We start from the raw sequence: 17,261 nt of genomic DNA on the forward strand, positions 1-17,261 counted from the left end.
TGTTGTTTAGGTAAATTGGAAGTACGTAGTTGAGGGGAGACTATTTATTAACTTCAAGTTGTGCTTTTCCATTCACATAGGTAAAGCTGAAAGTTTGTATTTCACGATAAAAATGGTAGGGAACATCCGAAGTTTCTCTATTTGTCTCACATTGCTTCACCACAATCTTATAAGTGGTGGCATTTTTCAATCCGGAAAATTCATAAGTAAAATCATGATGACACATACAATTTGCAGATATTCCTTTTCCGAGAATATACAATATGCACTCTTTATCAGAATTTTCTACTGTTCCCGATAAGAGAGCATCACATGGGAAAGTAAGATTTTTTACAATCATACGAAGCCGACCTTCAGGCAAGGTAAACAATTGCACTTGATCTTCATTGGCTATCTGTTTTTCAGCCTTGCATTCTGAGAAAGAAAACTTTTGGAGATTTTTACCCAGCAGTACTCCTACCCCTTCATTCTGAATAGGTTCAATAGAATTCTCCGAGCATGCTTCAAACATTAATAGTGCTAACAAGCAGCATAAGAATTTTAATTTACACATGACTTCTAGTATTATGAGATTTAACAACATTGATGGCAGCAAATATAAGATTTTTCATTTTAATCTTCCAAATAAATTGCACCAAAAAATCCCGAAAGACCAAAACATTTAACATACAAAAAAATCCCCCTCGCGCGCGTATACCCTACAATAGCACGTGTTTTTTGCCTTCACTCCTTCACCACAGGGGATAGACGCCAGAAAAACAGTCCGTTACGGGTGAAGGCATTCGACGTCTGTGCCTTCACCTGCCTTCACCACTGTTGCCCCTCGGTGAAGGCGGTGAAGGCAAAAAACAAGCCTATTGTGTAGTGATGCGCACGTACGCGCGAGGGAGAAAAAGCAAAGTATCGCTGTCTCCTACCTCTGAACATCTACCTCTGATCTAAGTCCATCTACCTCTGAGGTAGAAAAAACTACGTCTGAGCTAAATTCCTCCAGCTCCCTCGCAGGAATGTTAAAGTCGTGTTAAAGTCAAGGATGAGTGGCACTTTTCGTGGACGAGATGTCTATATACTTATAGGGGCAGGCCTTCTCTCTGGAAGTCAAATTGGCTGGTTTCTTTCAGCGTTGGACGTTCCGTAGGTTCGTCGTCCTTCCTCCTCACACTACGGCTATTCAGAGAAGCCCCCTCCGGGGACTACCCTGCGGCTTTGGACTTGTACGATGTAGAAGAATGTCTGATATTCACCGCACGAAGTAGAAGCCCCCGTGGGCGGTTTTGATGAAGTTCGGCGGCAGCGCAAGTAAAGTTGCGCAAGTGCCGAAAAAAGTTCGATAAGTCAGAGAAATTCTATAAACCAAACTTTGGTTTATGTAATTCAAACTTTGGTTTATGTAAACCAAACCTTGGTTTATATAATTCAAACCTTGGTTTATAGTTTGCGACGCTCGCCGACCAAAATTTGAAACGTCCCGTAGACTTTGTCAAAGGGCGCACCGACTACATAATAAGCGTTTTCTTTGGCACATTACTGATAAAGATGTACCTTTGCAGGCGATAATTTGGGGAGATGTGCGCCGAAAGCAAGCGCCTTTTTCTGTCGAAAGGGGAAAGTCCCCCCGAGAAATCTCCCAACCTGATGTAAAATCATTGACTCAATGTCCTGCATACTCCATATCGAAACCTCCACTTCCGTTTGCTCCGTAGCCGTGAGCGAAGACGGGCAAGTGATTTTTGAACAGCAAAACCTGGAAGGCCCCAACCATGCCCGTGTGCTCGCCCCCTTTGTGGACGAGGCCTTGAGCTTCGCTGAGAGCCACGCCATCCCGCTCGATGCCGTGGCCGTGTCGAGCGGACCGGGCAGCTACACCGGGCTGCGCATCGGTGTGTCGACCGCCAAGGGCGTGGCCTACGGCCGCGGCGTGCCGATGATTGCCGTGCCCACGCTCAAGCTCATCACCGTGCCCACGCTCCTCTTCCGCGACGACCTGCCCGACGATGCCCTCCTCGTGCCGATGATTGATGCCCGCCGCATGGAGGTCTACGCTGCCGTCTACGACCGCGCCCTCAACGCTGTGCGCGAGGTGCAGGCCGACATCGTCGATGCCGACACCTATCGACCTTGGCTCGACGAGCGCCCCGTCTACTTCTTGGGCGACGGCATGGAGAAGTGTAAGGCTGTCATCGACCACCCCAACGCTCACTTCATCGACGGCGCTCTCCCGCTGGCCAAATATATGGCTCCGCTGGCAGAGCGTGCCCACGCCAAGGGCGAATTTGTCGACACCGCCTATTTCGAACCTTTCTACCTGAAAGAGTATCAAGCCACCACCCCTAAAAAACGCTTCTGAACATGCTACCCTACAACACGCAACTTCCCCCACTGCGGCTGCGCGCCTACGGTCGTGAGGTGCAAGAGATGGTGGAGCGTGCGCTCGCCATGACCGATCGGGAGGAGCGCACCCGCTATGCCCACCAAATCGTGCAGGTGATGAAGATGGTGGCAGCCAAGACGAAGTCGGGGATTGACAACGAGGTGCAAATCTGGAACCACCTGGCACGCATCGCCGACTATCGCCTCGACATCGACTTCCCGTGCGAGATTGAGCCGCACACGGAGGCTGTGCGCCCCGGGAGGTTGGCCTATCCCGACCATCGTCTGCGGATGAAGAACTACGGCAAACTGGTGGAGCAACTGTTTCGGAGGATTGAGTCCGAAACCGACATCGCCACACGCAACGCGCTCCTCCGCCAAGCCGCTGCCCACATGTGCACCACACTCGCTGCGGCCCGCAACGGACATCCCGACCAACGGCGCATGGTGCGCGACATCGTGGTGGGCGTGAACGGCGCTTTGACCGAAAGCGAAGTGGCCGACGCCTTAGAACAATAATCCCCTACACCTACTTATGGCTTCTTTCATCATCGAAGGCAATCGCCGCTTGAAGGGCGAAATCACTCCTCAGGGCGCTAAGAACGAGGCGCTGCAAGTGATTTGCGCCACCTTGCTCACTTCGGAGGAAGTGCGCCTGCAGAACGTGCCCGACATTGTCGACGTCAACAACCTGATACAGCTCCTTTGCGACATCGGCGTGAAGGTGACGCGCTATGGGCACGGCGACATTTCCTTCCAGGCCGATGCCCTCAATCTGGACTACCTGCGCTCGGAGGAATACCTTGACCGCTGCGCTGCGTTGCGCGGTTCGGTGCTGACCATCGGTCCCCTCGTGGCCCGCTTCGGTCGTGCCACCATCAGTAAGCCTGGTGGCGACAAAATCGGCCGCCGCCGCTTGGATACCCATTTCTACGGGCTGAAACAACTCGGGGCGGAGTTTCACTTCGATGCCGAAAAAGGCATCTTCGAACTCGCTGCCCGCCGACTGCAAGGCGCCTACATGCTGCTCGATGAGGCTTCCGTGACCGGAACGGCCAACATCATCATGGCCGCCGTCCTGGCAGAGGGCACGACCACCATCTACAACGCGGCGTGCGAGCCCTACATCCAGCAACTCTGCCACCTGCTCAACCGCATGGGCGCCAACATCTCGGGCATAGCCTCCAACCTCATCACCATTGTCGGCGTGACGGAACTGCATGGCGCCACCCACCGCATCCTGCCCGACATGATTGAGATAGGGTCGTTCATCGGCATCGGCGCTATGGTGGGCGACGGGCTTACAATCAAGGACGTCTCCCTGCGCGACCTGGGGATGATTCCCGATGCTTTCCGCCGTCTGGGCATCCGCGTGGACGAGCGCGGCGACGACCTCTTCATCCCCGGCCGTCAGCGCTACGAAATCGAGTCGTTCATCGACGGCTCGTTCATGACGCTGGCCGATGCCCCCTGGCCGGGACTCACGCCCGACCTCCTCTCCATCCTCCTTGTCGTGGCCACGCAAGCCAAAGGCAGTGTTTTGTTTCACCAGAAGATGTTTGAGAGTCGTCTCTTTTTTGTCGACAAACTCATCGACATGGGAGCGCAAATCATCCTTTGCGACCCGCACCGCGCTGTGGTCGTGGGGCACAATTTCGACATCGCCCTCAAGCCCCACCGCATGGTCAGCCCCGACATCCGCGCCGGCATCGCCATGCTCATCGCCGCAATGTGTGCCGACGGCACGAGCCGCATCGACAATGTCGGGCAGATCGACCGCGGCTATGAACGCATCGAAGAGCGCCTGAACGCTTTGGGCGCCTCCATCAAGCGTGTGTAAGACACAACTATTATAGCTTATGATTAAACCCGAAGACGTTTACCTCATCGGCCGCCTCACCCGCACCCACGGCATCAAGGGCGAAATGGAACTCCAATTCACCGACGATGCTTTCGACCGCGGTGAGGTGGACTATGTTGTGCTCCTGCTGGACGGCATTTTCGTCCCTTTCTTCTTTGAAGAATATCGTTTCAAAAACAACGAAGCCGCCCTCATCAAGTTCGAGGAGATCGACTCTGAAAAAGATGCCCGCCGCTTGGTCGGTGTTTCCGTGTATTATCCGCACGCCGCTTTGCCCGCTGATGATGCTCCGGAAATCCGCAGCCTCCAAGCCTTTGTAGGCTACACCGTACTGCTCCCCGACCTGACCGCCGTCCAGGCCGATGACACCGAAGATGCCGGTATGCCCACACGCGAACTGGGGTGCATCACCCACGTGGCCACCACGCCTTCCAGTGCGCTGCTCACAGTCGAAACCGAGGAGGGCGAGGAGGTGCTGCTGCCGCTGCACGACGACTTCGTCCTCGACTACGACACGCGCCGGCGCTATCTCGTGCTCAATGTGCCCGAGGAGATTTTAGAACTCAATGCAGCCCGGTAGGAGCGTAAAAAATCCTTGACTGCACGACATCTCGTACAGGATTTCCACCCACTGAGAGGAGGAGCATATAGGTAAATCGCAAAGCAACAGAACGATGAATGCCATAGAACAACGAACTTCGCACGCGATTGCGTGGTTGCGCCTGCCGCTTATGGTCGGCGTGGTGTTGCTACACAACCAATACACCACCTTTCAGCAGTTGGCACAACCCAATGTGGTCAGCGTCTTGTCCTTTCTTGAGCAAACACTCAATTTGGGTGTGCTCCGCGTCTGTGTACCTTTCTTCTTTCTCATTTCGGGCTATTTGATTGTCTCTTCCGGCGGCGATGACGCACGAGCGTGGCCGCAGAAGATGAAGCGGCGTTTCTTCACGCTCTTTGTGCCCTATGTCTGCTGGGGAAGCCTAACCTTGCTGGCGGCCCTCGCCCTGCATCAAGCCACGTGGCACGATGTCTTGCCTTCTTTCTGGAACTACCATGGGCAAGGCACACCGCTGCACTTCCAGTTTTGGTTTTTGAGAGATTTGATGTGCCTATCCCTCGTCTATCCGCTTTGGGTGTGGCTTGCCAAGGGCACGCGCTCCCTCTCCCTCGGGGTGCTCTTGGTGCTCTATCTTTGCAACGTGCCCATCCTCTCGCTGTTCTATTTCTGTTTGGGCATTTCGCTACGCTTGGGGCATCTGAAACGCTTACAATCTATCGCAGCTCGTCTGATACCCTCCATCTCCTCCTTGCTGCTGCTCCTCTTGTTGATGGTACGCCTCACGGTCTTTTATCAACAACTCCCAGCGGCTATCCTGCCTTACGTTGATGCACTCATCCCCTTCCCGGCGATATTGCTGTTGTGGCGCTGGGCAAAAATGGGAACCTCCTCCACGCGCTGGGCGTGGCTGGGGCGCAGCGGGCAGTTTGCCTTCTTTCTCTACGCCTTCCACGAACCACTGTTCGGAATGCTGCGCAAGAAAGCCCTTCCGCTGATGGACACCGGTGTCATCGCTGCGGCAGCCTTCTACGTCCTCCTCCCATGTGTCATCATCGGCATTTCGTGGGCTGTCTTCCGAGTGTTACAACTCTTCTTTCCCCACCTCTTGTCTCTACTCACCGGCCGAATTACAACTCATCCTTCATGAAAAAACTTGCCATCCTGGGCTCAACCGGATCCATCGGGACACAAACGCTCGACATTGTGCGCGAGCATCCCGAAGCCTACCAAACCTACGCACTCACCGCCTGCAACAACGCTGAACTCCTCATTGCACAAGCGCGTGAGTTTCGGCCCGAAGTCGTGGTCATTGCCAACGAAGCCCACTATGCGACGGTGCGCGATGCGCTGGCCGACCTGCCCATGAAAGTCTTTGCCGGTGCCGATGCTCTTTGCGATGTGGTGCGGATGAGCGAAGTCGACGTCGTACTCACTGCGATGGTCGGTTTTTCGGGACTGCGCCCCACTATCGCCGCCATCGAAGCAGGGAAGAACATTGCGCTGGCCAACAAGGAAACGCTCGTGGTGGCCGGTGAACTTATCACTCGGTTGGCGGTGGAGCACCGCGTAGCTATCCTTCCCGTCGATAGCGAGCACAGTGCCATTTTCCAATGTTTGGTGGGCGAAGGCGGCAACGCCATCGACAAGATCCTGCTCACCGCTTCGGGAGGGCCTTTCCGCAAGTTCATCCTGCCCGAGATGGCAGGCGTGACGGCAGCGCAAGCCCTCTGCCACCCCAACTGGGAGATGGGCGCCAAAATCACCATCGACAGCGCCACGATGATGAACAAAGGTTTTGAGATGATAGAAGCCAAATGGCTCTTCGGCGTGATGCCCGAACAGATAGAAGTGGTGGTGCACCCCGAAAGCATCGTCCACAGCGCGGTGCAGTTTGCCGACGGTGCTGTCAAAGCCCAGCTCGGTGTGCCCGACATGCGCCTGCCCATCCAGTATGCCCTCTCTTTCCCACAGCGTGAAGTGCTGAGCGGCGAACGGCTCGACCTCTTTGCACTACGCAACCTCACCTTCGAACGCCCCGACTTTGATCGATTCGACTGCCTGCGCATCGCCTACGAAGCTGCCGAAATCGGTGGCAACATGCCCTGCGTCGTCAATGCCGCCAACGAAGTCGTTAATCTCGCTTTCCGACAAAACCGCATCGGCTATCTCGACATCGCGCGCTGCATCCGCCGCGCCATGGCCGAAGCCACCTTCTGCAAGCAGCCCACCCTCGACGATTATTTCGCGTCCGATGCCGAAGTGCGCCGTCTCGTCGCGGCCTATTGCGATGCACCCTCTGCCTAAACGCGCCCTCTCCTCGGTGGCATCCGTCCACCTTATTTCAACACAAAACTCCACAACAAGTAAGCAATGGAAATCTTTCTCACCAAAGCTCTACAACTTATTCTGAGCATCTCCCTACTGGTCATCCTCCACGAAGGCGGCCACTTCTTTTTTGCCAAACTCTTCGGTATCCGAGTCCACCGCTTCTGCCTCTTTTTCGACTTTTGGCGTGGCAAGCGGGTGGCGCTGCCGTTAGGCAAATGGCGCGGCACGGAGTTTGCCATCGGCTGGTTGCCCTTTGGGGGCTATGTCGAAATCGCCGGTATGGTCGATGAGAGCACCGATGCCGATGCCGTAGCCAAAGAAGAGGCTACCATTCCGGCTCACGAACTGTTCAAGAACAAGCCTGCCTGGCAGCGCCTGCTGGTGATGGTGGGCGGTGTGTTGATGAACTTCCTCGTGGCGCTGTTCATCTACTCGATGGTGCTGCTGGCGTGGGGCGAAGAGCGCCTGCCGATGCGCAACATCACCCATGGTTTCACCTTCTCGCCCACAGCGCAACAACTCGGTTTCCGCAACGGCGACATCATCACCGGGGCCGACGGTAAGACCTACACTCATTTCAACCAAAGCGAAATGCTCCGCGACTTGGGCAAAGCACAGACCATCCACGTGTTGCGCCGCGGCGAACAGGTGGACATTGCCACCGGCGGCCGCATCGACCTGCTCAAGATGATCAAGGAGCAACCGCCCTTTGTTGCCCTTACCCTGCCCGCTCTCGTTGACGACCTTGCCCCCGACAGCCCCGCCCGCAAGGCCGGCCTGCGCGAGGGCGACCGCATCATCGCGATGAACGGTACCCCCGTGCAGACTTGGAACGAAATCGATGCCCAACTCGCCGTGGTCAAAGACCAAATCGATGCCGCCGACGGCAAAGTGGCACCCGCCGTGCTCCGTACCGCCCTCGTGGTGCTCCACGCCGACAATGCCCTCCGCGACACCCTCCGTTTTTCACTTACCGCCGAAGGCAAACTCGGTGTGATGAAGCACAACGTCTTGGCCGACTACAAGATGGAGACCATGCACTACAACTTCCTCAACTGCTTCCCCGCCGGCATCCGCCACGGCTGGGAGGTGCTCACCGGCTACGTGAGCGACCTGCGCTACATTTTCACTCTCGAGGGCGCCAAGAGTGTCGGTTCCTTCGGCACCATCGGCAGCCTCTTCCCCTCCACGTGGAGCGCCCCCGCCTTCTGGCAGCTCACGGCCTTCATCTCCCTTATGTTGGCCTTCATGAACTTCCTGCCCATCCCCATGCTCGATGGTGGTTATATCTTCATCACGCTGCTCGAACTCATCACCCGCCGCCGCTTCCCCGACAGTCTGATTGAGCGCGTCAATACCATCGGTTTCTATTTGGTGCTCGGCTTGATGGCACTCGGCATTTTCAACGATGTGGTGCGCTTCCTGTTCTGATGACTGCCCTTTCTGAGCGAAAATGGCCGATAAAAAGCCGGAATACGAAGATTTCTTCAAAAAAACTTGTCTGCTTGCACAATAAACGCTATTTTTGCTCTCAAACCATCACGTGGAGCACGTCCCCACGCCCTAAAGTCTGATTTGATATGAACTCTGCTATACGTCTTCTCCTGCTCATCGCCCTGGCTTGGACCGGGACCTCGGCCGTTGCCGCTCCGTTCCAGTTTCCCGAACCTTGGACCATGACACCCGTTGCCACTGCACCCAATGTGACAGAAGTGCCCACCGGTGGTGATATCCTCATCACGACCAAAAATAATCAGGTGCGGGTGCAGAATGCCGAAGGGCTCACGCTCGACCTCTACAACGTGGCAGGGGTCAAAGTGGCCACCTATCGTGTGGACAGCGACGACAAGACCATCACGCTCAACCTCAACCGCGGCATCTACATTGCCAAGGTGGGCAAGGTGGCGCGCCGCATCAACCTCCTCTAAGCCGACGATAGGCCGAAGACACTCCGTTTTCTCTCCTCAACAACAAGAAGCGAGACCACCACAAAAAGTTGTGATGGTCTCACTTCTTAGTCTATTTGCTGAGCACTATCGGAGCATCAGGGTCGCGTCCTCCTCGATGGCGTAGAGCGGGTGGGTCGGTTCGTAGCGCGCAATGACAAAACCGCGGCGGTCGACGAGAAACTTGGTGAAGTTCCACTTGATGTCGGGCTTCGTGGCGTAGTTTGGATCGGTTTTGCGCATCATTTCGTCCATCCGTCGGCCGATGTCCGAGTTGAGGTCGAACCCCTTGAAACTTTGTTGGCTCTTGAGGAAGGTGAAGAGGGGAGCGGCATTTGGGCCGTTCACTTCCACCTTGTCAAATTGCGGAAATGTGATGTTGAAGCGTGCTGTGCAAACCTGATGGATTTCCTCGGCCGTACCAGGGGCTTGCTCGCCAAACTGGTTGCAGGGAAAGTCCAAAATCTCGAAACCCTGATCGTGCAGGCGTTCGTAGAGGCGTTGCAGGTCGTTGTATTGCGGTGTGAAACCGCATTCGGTGGCGGTGTTCACAATCAAGAGGACCTTGCCCCGATAGTCCGACAAGCTCACGAGCTTGCCATCGCGATCGGCTACTTGAAAATCATACAAGCTCTGTTGAGCCAACAGCCCCGGCACAAAGGCACAAAGGGCAAAGAGAGAAAGCAAAAAACGTTTCATTTGATATGAATAAAGAGATAAGATTGCAAAAGTACGGATTTCTTAGCGAAATCTGCCGCTACCATCTGTATTTTTGTATCCCCCTCGTTGGTAGATGAAGCAAATTAGCGTGTGTCCAAAGCGGTGCTTTGCCACATCAGTTGCGCAAAACATACGAAAGTGAGCAGCAATATCGCTTATTTCTGCACAATTATTTTTCTCGTGTGCAGGAAAATCGTACTTTTGCCGCCGTAAATAACAATTTTACCGTAAATCATGAAAAAGTTCTTTCTTTCTGTGGCACTGCTCGCCACAGCCTTCTCTGCCACCGCAGGCGGCTACTTGACCAACACCAACCAAAGCGTAGCCTTTCTGCGCAACCCTGCACAAGACGCTGCAGTCAATCTGAACGGCGTCTACTCCAACCCCGCAGGTGTGAGTTTTTTGAGCAACGGCATCCATCTCGGTGTCAACTGGCAGGCGGCTTTCCAAACGCGTGAAATCACCTCTACCTTCGGATCTTTTGCCTATGGGCAGAACAACGGTGGTCGCACCCAAAAGTATTTTGAAGGACGTGCGGCGGCTCCCGTCATTCCTTCCCTTCAGGCTGCTTGGGTCAAGGATCGCTGGACGCTCCAATTCAACTTTGCCTTAGTCGGCGGTGGCGGGAAGGCCGAGTATGAAAATGGTTTGGGTTCGTTCGAAAGTCAGGTTGCCCTCCTCGGTATGCTCGGCAAGAACCAAAACCTTGGCTTCGACAAGTATGATGTAGATGCCTACATGCGCGGCAAACAATACTATTTTGGCACGACCCTCGGCTCGAGCTATAAAATCACCAATCACCTCTCGGCCTATTTGGGTTTGCGCGGTATCTATGCCACAGCCAACTACTACGGCTATCTCAAGAACATCCGTATCAATGCCGGTGCCGGTGGTGCGATGGTAGGTGCATCGAGCTACTTCAATGCGGCTTCCGACAAGTATAAGGCCATGGCTGCCGCAGCACAAGCCGCGGGTCAGCATGCAGCCGCAGCACAAGCCGCTACCGCTGCACGCACAATGGGTGTGCTCGGTGTTGCCACACAGGACGTGTTGCTCAACACCGACCAGTCGGCTTTTGGCATCGCCCCTATCGTAGGTGTGCACTACCATCATGACAAGTTTGATGTGGCTGCAAAATACGAATTCAGCACACGCCTTGAGTTTAAGAACACCTCGGCCAGCTCTGCCAGCGCCGACAACCTCACCGCTCTTGCAGCTTATAAAGACGGTGCTAAGGTGCGCGGCGACATTCCCGCCCTGCTCACCCTGGGCGTACAATACCGCCCCATCGAGCGTCTCCGTCTGAATGCCGGCTACCACTACTATTTCGACCGTGAAGCCAAATCGGGTTCGGACGTTTCGGGCTGGAAAAACCAACTCCTCGACCATGGCACGATGGAATACAACGTGGGTGCGGAGTACGATGTGAATGAGAAGTTTGAACTCAGTGCCGGTATGCAGCGCACGATTTATCCCAACACTGATGCCTTTGTCAACGACCTTTCGTTCAACGTCAATTCTTACAGCGTGGGTCTCGGCTTGGGCTATCGACTCAACGACCGCGTGAAGTTCAACGTGGCCTACTTCCAAACCTTCTATGGTGACTACACCAAGACGGCCGACAACTACAACAACACCGCCAACATCATCGCCAAAGCCCAAGGCGAAGAACGTGCTAAGGCCATCGTGGCTTCAGGCGCTCTGCGCGGTACGGACCACTTCACCCGCAGCAACAAAGTGTTTGGCATTGGTGCCGAATTTAAGTTTTAAGTAAGTGCTACCCCCTTCCTCTCGAAATCTTTCAAGGGAAGCAACCAGCACACACTCCGCAAATCTCCCCCCCTGTCCTCCTCCAACGAGCCCTAAAAATGGTAAGCCTGCGGCGCTCCTCTCCCACACATTCACCGAAAAGTCAGCGCAAAATGGCGAGCCGTTCTTTCAGAAAATATCGCAGTTCAAATATTTTACACGATAAATTTCTCCCTTCGGGCTTGTTTATTAAAAATACATTTACTATCTTTGCGGCATACTTAAACACTTAAAAGAACCATTAATTCCTTTTACAGTTATGAAGAAACTTTCTCTCGCTCTTGTAGCGGTGTCAGCTCTCGTTTTCACGAGTTGCGCGACGATTGCCACTCCCGCAGGTTTGGGTACAATCTACACCGACATGCAATCCGGTGAAACTGCCACCTCTAACACTGTTGGTAACAAAGTAGGTACGGCTGAAGCCGTGAACATCCTCGGCGTTTTGGTTACGGGTGACGCTTCGATCAATGCAGCTGCAAAGAAAGCAGGCATCAAGAAGATCAGCCACGTAGATAGCAAAAAATACTCTATCCTCGGTCTCTACGGCAAGTACACCATTTTTGTTTACGGTGAATAATCACACCGACAAGAACTCCGAACAACTTACGAGGTCGCAGTGCAATCATCTCTGCGACCTCGTATTTGCTTACAACTGGTGGGCTCGATTTTTTCCACGTATACTTTTTTAACACTGCTTACTACGATGAAACGATCTTTTCTGACTATACTTTTCTTCCTTCTTGCCGCTTTCGCCACTCTGCAGGCGGAAAATTTCATCAAATACATCGTTTCACGACCCACCGAACGGGGAATGCTCTATTTTGTGCTGCCCAGCAAAGCGGAATGTCGAGAGGAAGGCGCCCACAAGAGGAGCAAACTCACCTTCGACGTCACTTATATCAGCCCCGACGATTCGCTGAGGCTCAACACTTCGCTACTCTTTTCCGTGCCACAAAAGGTGGATAGTCTCACGTTTCGAGACGCCCAAGGAAAGAACCATACCTTTCCTACCGAACGGCTGTACTTAGAGCCGCGAAAATCCAAATGGGAACTGCGCCTTTCCATCCAATTGCCCTATACTCTGTGGCAAACGTTGCTCAGCGCACAGACGCCTTTGACCTTCCGCTTCTGCCACAAAGGTCAACCGGTGGTCAGCTATAGTTTCTCCGACAAAGCGTGGCGCCGTCAACAAGGCATTTATCAGTTGATCGAACAGATGAAAAATGACTAAGTCGTCTGCCGGGGGTGGTTTCTCCGCGCGACTGCGGAGAAAAGAGAAATGCTCCGCCTTTCGCCCACCGCAGTGCCTTTCCCCATATCCGATAGAACGAGCATTCACTCGCGTCCCAAGCAGGCAGACGGAAAACGCTTTGGGGATTTTGAGATGGATTTGATTGTGGATAGTCACAACCACGCCATACTCACGATTGTGGAGCGTTCCACAAACATGCTCTTCATGGCCAAACTTGCCCATGGGAAGAAAGCAGAGCACTTGCCGGTTGACTCTACGGGCCCTTCTCCGCCCTCTGCCTCCTCGGAAGCAGAGGGCGTTTTGTTTCGCCATCTCAAAAAAAAATCGTACATTTGCACGCAAAATTAGCATTTTATGTCTTCCAATAAAATCATTCTCACAGGCGACCGCCCAACAGGTCGCCTTCACATTGGGCATTATGTCGGTTCGCTCCGCCGCCGCGTAGAATTGCAGAATGCCGGCGACTACGAGAAGATGTTTGTCTTCATTGCCGATGCTCAAGCCCTGACGGACAACGTGGACAATCCTGAAAAGGTGCGGCAAAACGTCATAGAAGTGGCGCTCGACTATCTTGCCTGCGGTCTTGATCCCGAGCGTGTCACCCTCTTCATCCAAAGCCAAATTCCCGAACTCTGCGAATTGGCTTTCTACTTTATGAACATGGTCACCGTGTCGCGTCTGCAACGCAACCCCACGGTGAAAACCGAAATCGGTATGCGTGGCTTTGAAAGCAGCATCCCTGTCGGCTTCTTCACTTACCCTGTTTCGCAGGCCGCCGACATCACGGCTTTCCGTGCCAACACCGTTCCCGCCGGCGAAGACCAAAAACCGATGATTGAGCAGGCCACCGAGATTGTGCGCCGCTTCAACCATATCTATGGCGATACCCTTGTCGAGCCCTCCATCATGCTCCCTGACAACGCTGCCTGTATGCGCCTTCCCGGCACCGATGGCAAAGCCAAGATGTCGAAGAGTTTGGGCAACTGCATCTACCTCTCTGAGACAGCAGATGAAATGGCCAAAAAGGTCAAAACCATGTACACCGACCCCACGCACCTCGCCGTGAGTGATCCCGGTCACGTGGAAGGAAACACCGTCTTCACCTATCTCGATGCCTTCTGCACCGACGACCACTTTGCCCGCTACTGGCCCGACTATGCCAACCTTGACGAGTGCAAAGCCCACTATATGCGAGGAGGCTTAGGTGACGTGAAGTGCAAAAAGTTCTTGGAAAAGGTACTCAACGAAACGCTTGAACCTATTCGGGCGCGCCGTCTGGAACTTCAAAAGGACATTCCCGCCATCTACGAAATTCTGCGCCGAGGCAGCGAAGCCGCTCGCGAAGTGGCGGCCGACACATTGGCCGATGTGCGTCGTGCCATGAAAATCAATTATTTCGACGACGCCGAACTGATAGCCGAGCAAGTGGCACGTTTTGCACAGTAAGTGCGCCAAGCAGCCAGCCAAACTGCTCTCATTGTGCAGAAAGTAGCACAAAGGTTTGGCTAAATGAGATTTTCTTGCTAATTTTGCTGTCCGAATGACGAATGCGTGAGCATTGTACAGAACAACAATAATATCGATATAAAAAATGAAAAGAACGTTCCAACCCCACAATCGCAAGCGAAACAACAAGCATGGTTTCCGTCAGCGTATGGCCACTGCAAACGGCCGTCGCGTTTTGGCTTCTCGTCGTGCCAAAGGCCGTAAGAAGCTCACCGTATCTGATGAAGTACACGGCAAGAAGTAATTCGCTGTACTGCGATACAACCTCAAACAAAACCGAATTCCTCTTTTTGAAGAATTCGGTTTTTTGTTTGTGTAGTGGAGAAGAGTGCTCCTCGAAAAGTCGAAGAGCGCCCTTCCCCTTACTTGCTCCAAAACGACAAGTAGCGCTCTGTCGCTGCCTGCAGGAGAAGGGAGTTGGGTTCGAGATGAGGGGCAAAGAACGTGGTTGTCACTAACAGCGCTTTCCGCTTCTTTTCTGCCTTCCACAGCCCTACCGCATTGCCTTGGTCGGCAATGAGCGGATAGAAAAAACCATTTTTAGAGCATTGATTGCGTCCTCTTCCGGCTTCGTGAATCACCTCCGCCCGCTCTTTGTAGGCTATGGTGTATTCATCAAACGCCGGCAGGAGATGTACCGCCGCTTCCGGAGTCGAGATGAGGGCGGCCGCTTCCGTATGCAGATAGTAGGTGGTATTTTGGATCGTCAGCAGTTCGAGCCGGTCTTTAATCTCCTCTATGCCTGCCCTCGCTTCTCGAATGCCCAACCCCGACCACCAAACAAAGTCGGCGAGGGTGGCTGGCGAATGGCTGCGGAAGTAGCGTTCAGCCAGTAAAGCGATGCTTTCTTCTCTGGAGCGCTCCGGTGTGGGCGGCACCCGTTCGTCCATCAGGGCGTAGGTGGGTTTGCCGTTTTGGTCGATACCACTGCAAATCAGTCCGATGGTTTCGGCAAACATGAGGAGGCGATACATCGTACCGGTAACGCAGGGTATTCCCTCGGCCACAAAAATCGCTTCAAGTTCATCTTTCGTCATCCCTGTCGTTCCGGCAAGATGCTGCTCAAAGAGCCGGCAACCTTTCCGAAAGGTGTCTTCGCTCAACAGCAAAGCGGCCATTCGTTTCTTATCCCTGATGGTGGCTTGTAGGCTTGAGGCCGACAATGCGCACATCCAGCGGATATCTTCGGCAGGGACGATGTGCCATGTGGGGCGCATCACATGGGTGCGTAGAATTTTACCTTCATCGAAAGCCTTTTGTACCACCGAGAAGCCGCCTTCCCCTTTCAGCCGTATGCCCACAGCCCATTTGACCATGTTGTAGTCTTGCGCCTGCATGGCACCCATCCACGCCACAACCTCTTCGGGCCTTACGAAGGAAGGAAAGACCAACTGTTGAGAAATCTGTCTTAAAACTCTGAAATCTGTCGTCATCGCATCTCTCTTTTGGGCTGTTGGATAAAGGGAAACCTCCCCAATGGGGCGAATATCGGGCATCACTGAGAAGGATTGTCCCTCCTTTTACAGCGCTGTGATAGATGCTCCGAAACCAAAGAGAATGCCGGGGAAGTTGGCGATGATGATGGGCCAATCTTTCTTCTTACGGATAGCACCATAGCCCACCCACAGTGTGCAGTTGATGCCGGCTACCAAGGGTTGAAGCCAGTCGCCTTTGTGTCCGGACAGATTAGAACTAATCTGCGGGATGTAAGAGATGTACATCGCCATAGCGGTGGCCGTGGCAATCCAGCCGAGAATGGTTAAAAACTTTTCTTGATTCATTTTGTTGTGGTGTCAAGTTGTTGTATTGATGAGAAAAAGTGCTTCCAACACCTCCTCCTAACTTTTTGGAGCAAGGTGCTATCAGATTGCAAAGGTAGTAAAAAGGAATTTTCTATTCGAGAAGAAACGGGCAAAATCTTTCCGAAGCAACAAAAAGTTTCCTTCGGGAACACCTTTCTTTTTCCTTTGCTTCTCTCCCGCTCGATGTCGGCCTCTGTGAATATATAGACATCTCGCCCAAGAAATCCGCCACTCACCCTCGCCTTTAACACGACTTTAACATATCTGCGAGGGAGCAGGAGGAATTTAGCTCAGACGTAGTTTTTTCTACCTCAGAGGTAGATGGATTTAGTTCAGAGGTAGATTTTCAGAGGTAAGAGACAGCGGCATTTCGCTTGTTCGCCCTCGCGCGTACGTGCGCATCACTACACAACAGGCTTGTTTTTTGCCTTCACCGCCTTCACCGAGGGGCAACAGTGGTGAAGGCAGGTGAAGGCACAGATGTCGAATGCCTTCACCTGTAACGACCTGTTTTTCTGGCGTCTATCCCCTGTGGTGAAGGAGTGAAGGCAAAAAACACGTGCTATTGTAGGGTATACGCGCGCGAGGGAGATTTTTTGAGGGGAATGTTCAATGTTTGCACATCCATTAAGTGGTTCTTCATATTAGTGCGTATTCCCGTGACGATGTGAACTCCCCTATCGAAGAGTGAAGCAAAAAGAGATTGTGAAATGTATTGCTGTGGAACAAGACAAGAATGGTAATCATTTCTGCATCGCTCATTCTTCCCTTTCTATTGCGAGTTTTAGGGGTGTTGGGAGCTGGATTTGAAAGCGAAAGTGCCTTTTTGTTCAATTCCAGCTCATATTCTTTGCAGAAATCATCTGCAATACAATAAATTTCCGTAACTTTGCTGACAAGTTTCATAGAGGATTGTTTTTTGTTATCTGTTTGGTTATCAACAACAAATATACGAAAAATAATCCTCTTTTTTTGGCTTTTGTTAAAACTATTTTAAGGCAAAAAACAAGCTTTGCTTATCCCGAATTGGGGTTAGTAATAAAGAAAATAAATTCATACCAGTAAAGTGACTTTATGAGAATGTACAGACGAGGAAATTTTGCTA

General features: G+C 53.0%; 19 protein-coding genes and 1 pseudogene. 14 read left to right on the forward strand and 6 right to left on the reverse strand.

Going from position 1 to position 17,261, the window contains the following annotated elements:
- Nucleotides 1-40 precede the first annotated feature (40 nt).
- Entirely contained in the window at nt 41-526 is a 486-nt protein-coding gene (locus H8527_RS05750) for a hypothetical protein (protein WP_187546419.1), read from the reverse strand.
- A 1,128-nt stretch (nt 527-1,654) separates the two neighbouring features.
- Between H8527_RS05750 and tsaB the strand changes: the two genes are divergently transcribed.
- From tsaB to H8527_RS05790, 8 genes are all read left to right on the forward strand, one after another.
- The gene (gene tsaB, locus H8527_RS05755) at nt 1,655-2,347 is read left to right on the forward strand and encodes a tRNA (adenosine(37)-N6)-threonylcarbamoyltransferase complex dimerization subunit type 1 TsaB (protein WP_187546421.1); all 693 of its coding nucleotides are present in this window, start codon (nt 1,655-1,657) and stop codon (nt 2,345-2,347) included.
- 2 nt (nt 2,348-2,349) lie between these two features.
- The gene (locus H8527_RS05760; RefSeq protein ID WP_187546423.1) at nt 2,350-2,889 is read left to right on the forward strand and encodes a DUF4290 domain-containing protein; all 540 of its coding nucleotides are present in this window, start codon (nt 2,350-2,352) and stop codon (nt 2,887-2,889) included.
- Between the two features lie 16 nt (nt 2,890-2,905).
- On the forward strand, nt 2,906-4,210 hold the full coding sequence (gene murA / locus H8527_RS05765; RefSeq protein ID WP_187546425.1) for a UDP-N-acetylglucosamine 1-carboxyvinyltransferase: 1,305 nt from the start codon (nt 2,906-2,908) through the stop codon (nt 4,208-4,210).
- Nucleotides 4,211-4,229: 19 nt separating this feature from the next.
- Nucleotides 4,230-4,811, forward strand: coding sequence for a ribosome maturation factor RimM (gene rimM, locus H8527_RS05770; RefSeq protein ID WP_187546427.1), 582 nt, complete (start codon nt 4,230-4,232; stop codon nt 4,809-4,811).
- 94 nt (nt 4,812-4,905) lie between these two features.
- Entirely contained in the window at nt 4,906-5,940 is a 1,035-nt protein-coding gene (locus H8527_RS05775; RefSeq protein WP_187546428.1) for an acyltransferase, read from the forward strand.
- Nucleotides 5,937-7,097: a 1-deoxy-D-xylulose-5-phosphate reductoisomerase gene (locus H8527_RS05780; RefSeq protein ID WP_187546430.1), complete on the forward strand. Its 1,161-nt coding sequence runs from the start codon at nt 5,937-5,939 to the stop codon at nt 7,095-7,097. The genes H8527_RS05775 and H8527_RS05780 overlap by 4 nt, the downstream gene beginning before the upstream one ends.
- A gap of 66 nt (nt 7,098-7,163) precedes the next feature.
- Complete coding sequence (rseP, locus tag H8527_RS05785; RefSeq protein WP_187546432.1) at nt 7,164-8,552, forward strand: RIP metalloprotease RseP; 1,389 nt, start codon at nt 7,164-7,166, stop codon at nt 8,550-8,552.
- A 149-nt stretch (nt 8,553-8,701) separates the two neighbouring features.
- Nucleotides 8,702-9,049, forward strand: coding sequence for a T9SS type A sorting domain-containing protein (locus tag H8527_RS05790; RefSeq protein ID WP_187546433.1), 348 nt, complete (start codon nt 8,702-8,704; stop codon nt 9,047-9,049).
- A 105-nt stretch (nt 9,050-9,154) separates the two neighbouring features.
- On the opposite strand, the gene H8527_RS05795 is transcribed toward H8527_RS05790, so the two are convergent.
- Nucleotides 9,155-9,766, reverse strand: a complete 612-nt coding sequence (locus H8527_RS05795; protein WP_187546435.1) for a glutathione peroxidase — start codon at nt 9,764-9,766, stop codon at nt 9,155-9,157.
- 255 nt (nt 9,767-10,021) lie between these two features.
- Here H8527_RS05795 and H8527_RS05800 point away from each other — a divergent pair, with 255 nt between their 5' ends.
- The 6 genes and pseudogenes from H8527_RS05800 (at nt 10,022) to rpmH (ending at nt 14,598) form a co-directional block, all read left to right on the forward strand.
- The gene (locus H8527_RS05800; protein WP_187546437.1) at nt 10,022-11,557 is read left to right on the forward strand and encodes an OmpP1/FadL family transporter; all 1,536 of its coding nucleotides are present in this window, start codon (nt 10,022-10,024) and stop codon (nt 11,555-11,557) included.
- A 298-nt stretch (nt 11,558-11,855) separates the two neighbouring features.
- Complete coding sequence (locus H8527_RS05805) at nt 11,856-12,173, forward strand: TRL domain-containing protein (protein WP_187546438.1); 318 nt, start codon at nt 11,856-11,858, stop codon at nt 12,171-12,173.
- A gap of 126 nt (nt 12,174-12,299) precedes the next feature.
- Nucleotides 12,300-12,827 (forward strand): hypothetical protein, encoded by a 528-nt coding sequence (locus tag H8527_RS05810; RefSeq protein ID WP_187546440.1) that lies wholly within the window; start codon nt 12,300-12,302, stop codon nt 12,825-12,827.
- An 84-nt stretch (nt 12,828-12,911) separates the two neighbouring features.
- A pseudogene (locus tag H8527_RS09915) lies at nt 12,912-13,091 on the forward strand (IS30 family transposase); the annotation flags it as partial.
- Between the two features lie 111 nt (nt 13,092-13,202).
- A complete protein-coding gene (trpS, locus tag H8527_RS05815) occupies nt 13,203-14,294 on the forward strand; it encodes a tryptophan--tRNA ligase (protein WP_187546441.1) in 1,092 nt (363 codons plus the stop codon).
- 145 nt (nt 14,295-14,439) lie between these two features.
- Nucleotides 14,440-14,598, forward strand: coding sequence for a 50S ribosomal protein L34 (gene rpmH, locus H8527_RS05820; protein WP_009437314.1), 159 nt, complete (start codon nt 14,440-14,442; stop codon nt 14,596-14,598).
- A gap of 118 nt (nt 14,599-14,716) precedes the next feature.
- On the opposite strand, the gene H8527_RS05825 is transcribed toward rpmH, so the two are convergent.
- The 4 genes from H8527_RS05825 to H8527_RS05840 all read right to left on the reverse strand — a co-directional run bounded on the left by H8527_RS05825 (nt 14,717) and on the right by H8527_RS05840 (nt 17,062).
- Nucleotides 14,717-15,787: a winged helix DNA-binding domain-containing protein gene (locus H8527_RS05825; protein WP_222935113.1), complete on the reverse strand. Its 1,071-nt coding sequence runs from the start codon at nt 15,785-15,787 to the stop codon at nt 14,717-14,719.
- Between the two features lie 87 nt (nt 15,788-15,874).
- Entirely contained in the window at nt 15,875-16,135 is a 261-nt protein-coding gene (locus tag H8527_RS05830) for a hypothetical protein (protein WP_187546443.1), read from the reverse strand.
- A gap of 583 nt (nt 16,136-16,718) precedes the next feature.
- On the reverse strand, nt 16,719-16,868 hold the full coding sequence (locus H8527_RS10040; RefSeq protein ID WP_370539229.1) for a hypothetical protein: 150 nt from the start codon (nt 16,866-16,868) through the stop codon (nt 16,719-16,721).
- Nucleotides 16,796-17,062: a hypothetical protein gene (locus tag H8527_RS05840; RefSeq protein WP_255498527.1), complete on the reverse strand. Its 267-nt coding sequence runs from the start codon at nt 17,060-17,062 to the stop codon at nt 16,796-16,798. The genes H8527_RS10040 and H8527_RS05840 overlap by 73 nt, the downstream gene beginning before the upstream one ends.
- Nucleotides 17,063-17,261: the final 199 nt, after the last annotated feature.

It is taken from the genome of Alloprevotella sp. Lung230 (genome assembly GCF_014385435.1).
Taxonomy (GTDB): Bacteria; Bacteroidota; Bacteroidia; order Bacteroidales; family Bacteroidaceae; genus Alloprevotella.

Bases quoted from the DNA above. Each gene is read 5' to 3' on its own strand.
- murA (WP_187546425.1), top strand. From the start codon at position 2,906: ATGGCTTCTTTCATCATCGAAGGCAATCGCCGCTTGAAGGGCGAAATC.
- rpmH (WP_009437314.1), top strand. From the start codon at position 14,440: ATGAAAAGAACGTTCCAACCCCACAATCGCAAGCGAAACAACAAGCAT.
- H8527_RS05775 (WP_187546428.1), top strand. From the start codon at position 4,906: ATGAATGCCATAGAACAACGAACTTCGCACGCGATTGCGTGGTTGCGC.
- H8527_RS05825 (WP_222935113.1), bottom strand. From the start codon at position 15,787: ATGACGACAGATTTCAGAGTTTTAAGACAGATTTCTCAACAGTTGGTC.
- H8527_RS05830 (WP_187546443.1), bottom strand. From the start codon at position 16,135: ATGAATCAAGAAAAGTTTTTAACCATTCTCGGCTGGATTGCCACGGCC.
- H8527_RS05760 (WP_187546423.1), top strand. From the start codon at position 2,350: ATGCTACCCTACAACACGCAACTTCCCCCACTGCGGCTGCGCGCCTAC.
- H8527_RS05810 (WP_187546440.1), top strand. From the start codon at position 12,300: ATGAAACGATCTTTTCTGACTATACTTTTCTTCCTTCTTGCCGCTTTC.
- H8527_RS05800 (WP_187546437.1), top strand. From the start codon at position 10,022: ATGAAAAAGTTCTTTCTTTCTGTGGCACTGCTCGCCACAGCCTTCTCT.
- H8527_RS05840 (WP_255498527.1), bottom strand. From the start codon at position 17,062: ATGAAACTTGTCAGCAAAGTTACGGAAATTTATTGTATTGCAGATGAT.
- tsaB (WP_187546421.1), top strand. From the start codon at position 1,655: ATGTCCTGCATACTCCATATCGAAACCTCCACTTCCGTTTGCTCCGTA.
- H8527_RS05790 (WP_187546433.1), top strand. From the start codon at position 8,702: ATGAACTCTGCTATACGTCTTCTCCTGCTCATCGCCCTGGCTTGGACC.
- H8527_RS05780 (WP_187546430.1), top strand. From the start codon at position 5,937: ATGAAAAAACTTGCCATCCTGGGCTCAACCGGATCCATCGGGACACAA.
- trpS (WP_187546441.1), top strand. From the start codon at position 13,203: ATGTCTTCCAATAAAATCATTCTCACAGGCGACCGCCCAACAGGTCGC.
- H8527_RS05805 (WP_187546438.1), top strand. From the start codon at position 11,856: ATGAAGAAACTTTCTCTCGCTCTTGTAGCGGTGTCAGCTCTCGTTTTC.
- rimM (WP_187546427.1), top strand. From the start codon at position 4,230: ATGATTAAACCCGAAGACGTTTACCTCATCGGCCGCCTCACCCGCACC.
- rseP (WP_187546432.1), top strand. From the start codon at position 7,164: ATGGAAATCTTTCTCACCAAAGCTCTACAACTTATTCTGAGCATCTCC.
- H8527_RS05795 (WP_187546435.1), bottom strand. From the start codon at position 9,766: ATGAAACGTTTTTTGCTTTCTCTCTTTGCCCTTTGTGCCTTTGTGCCG.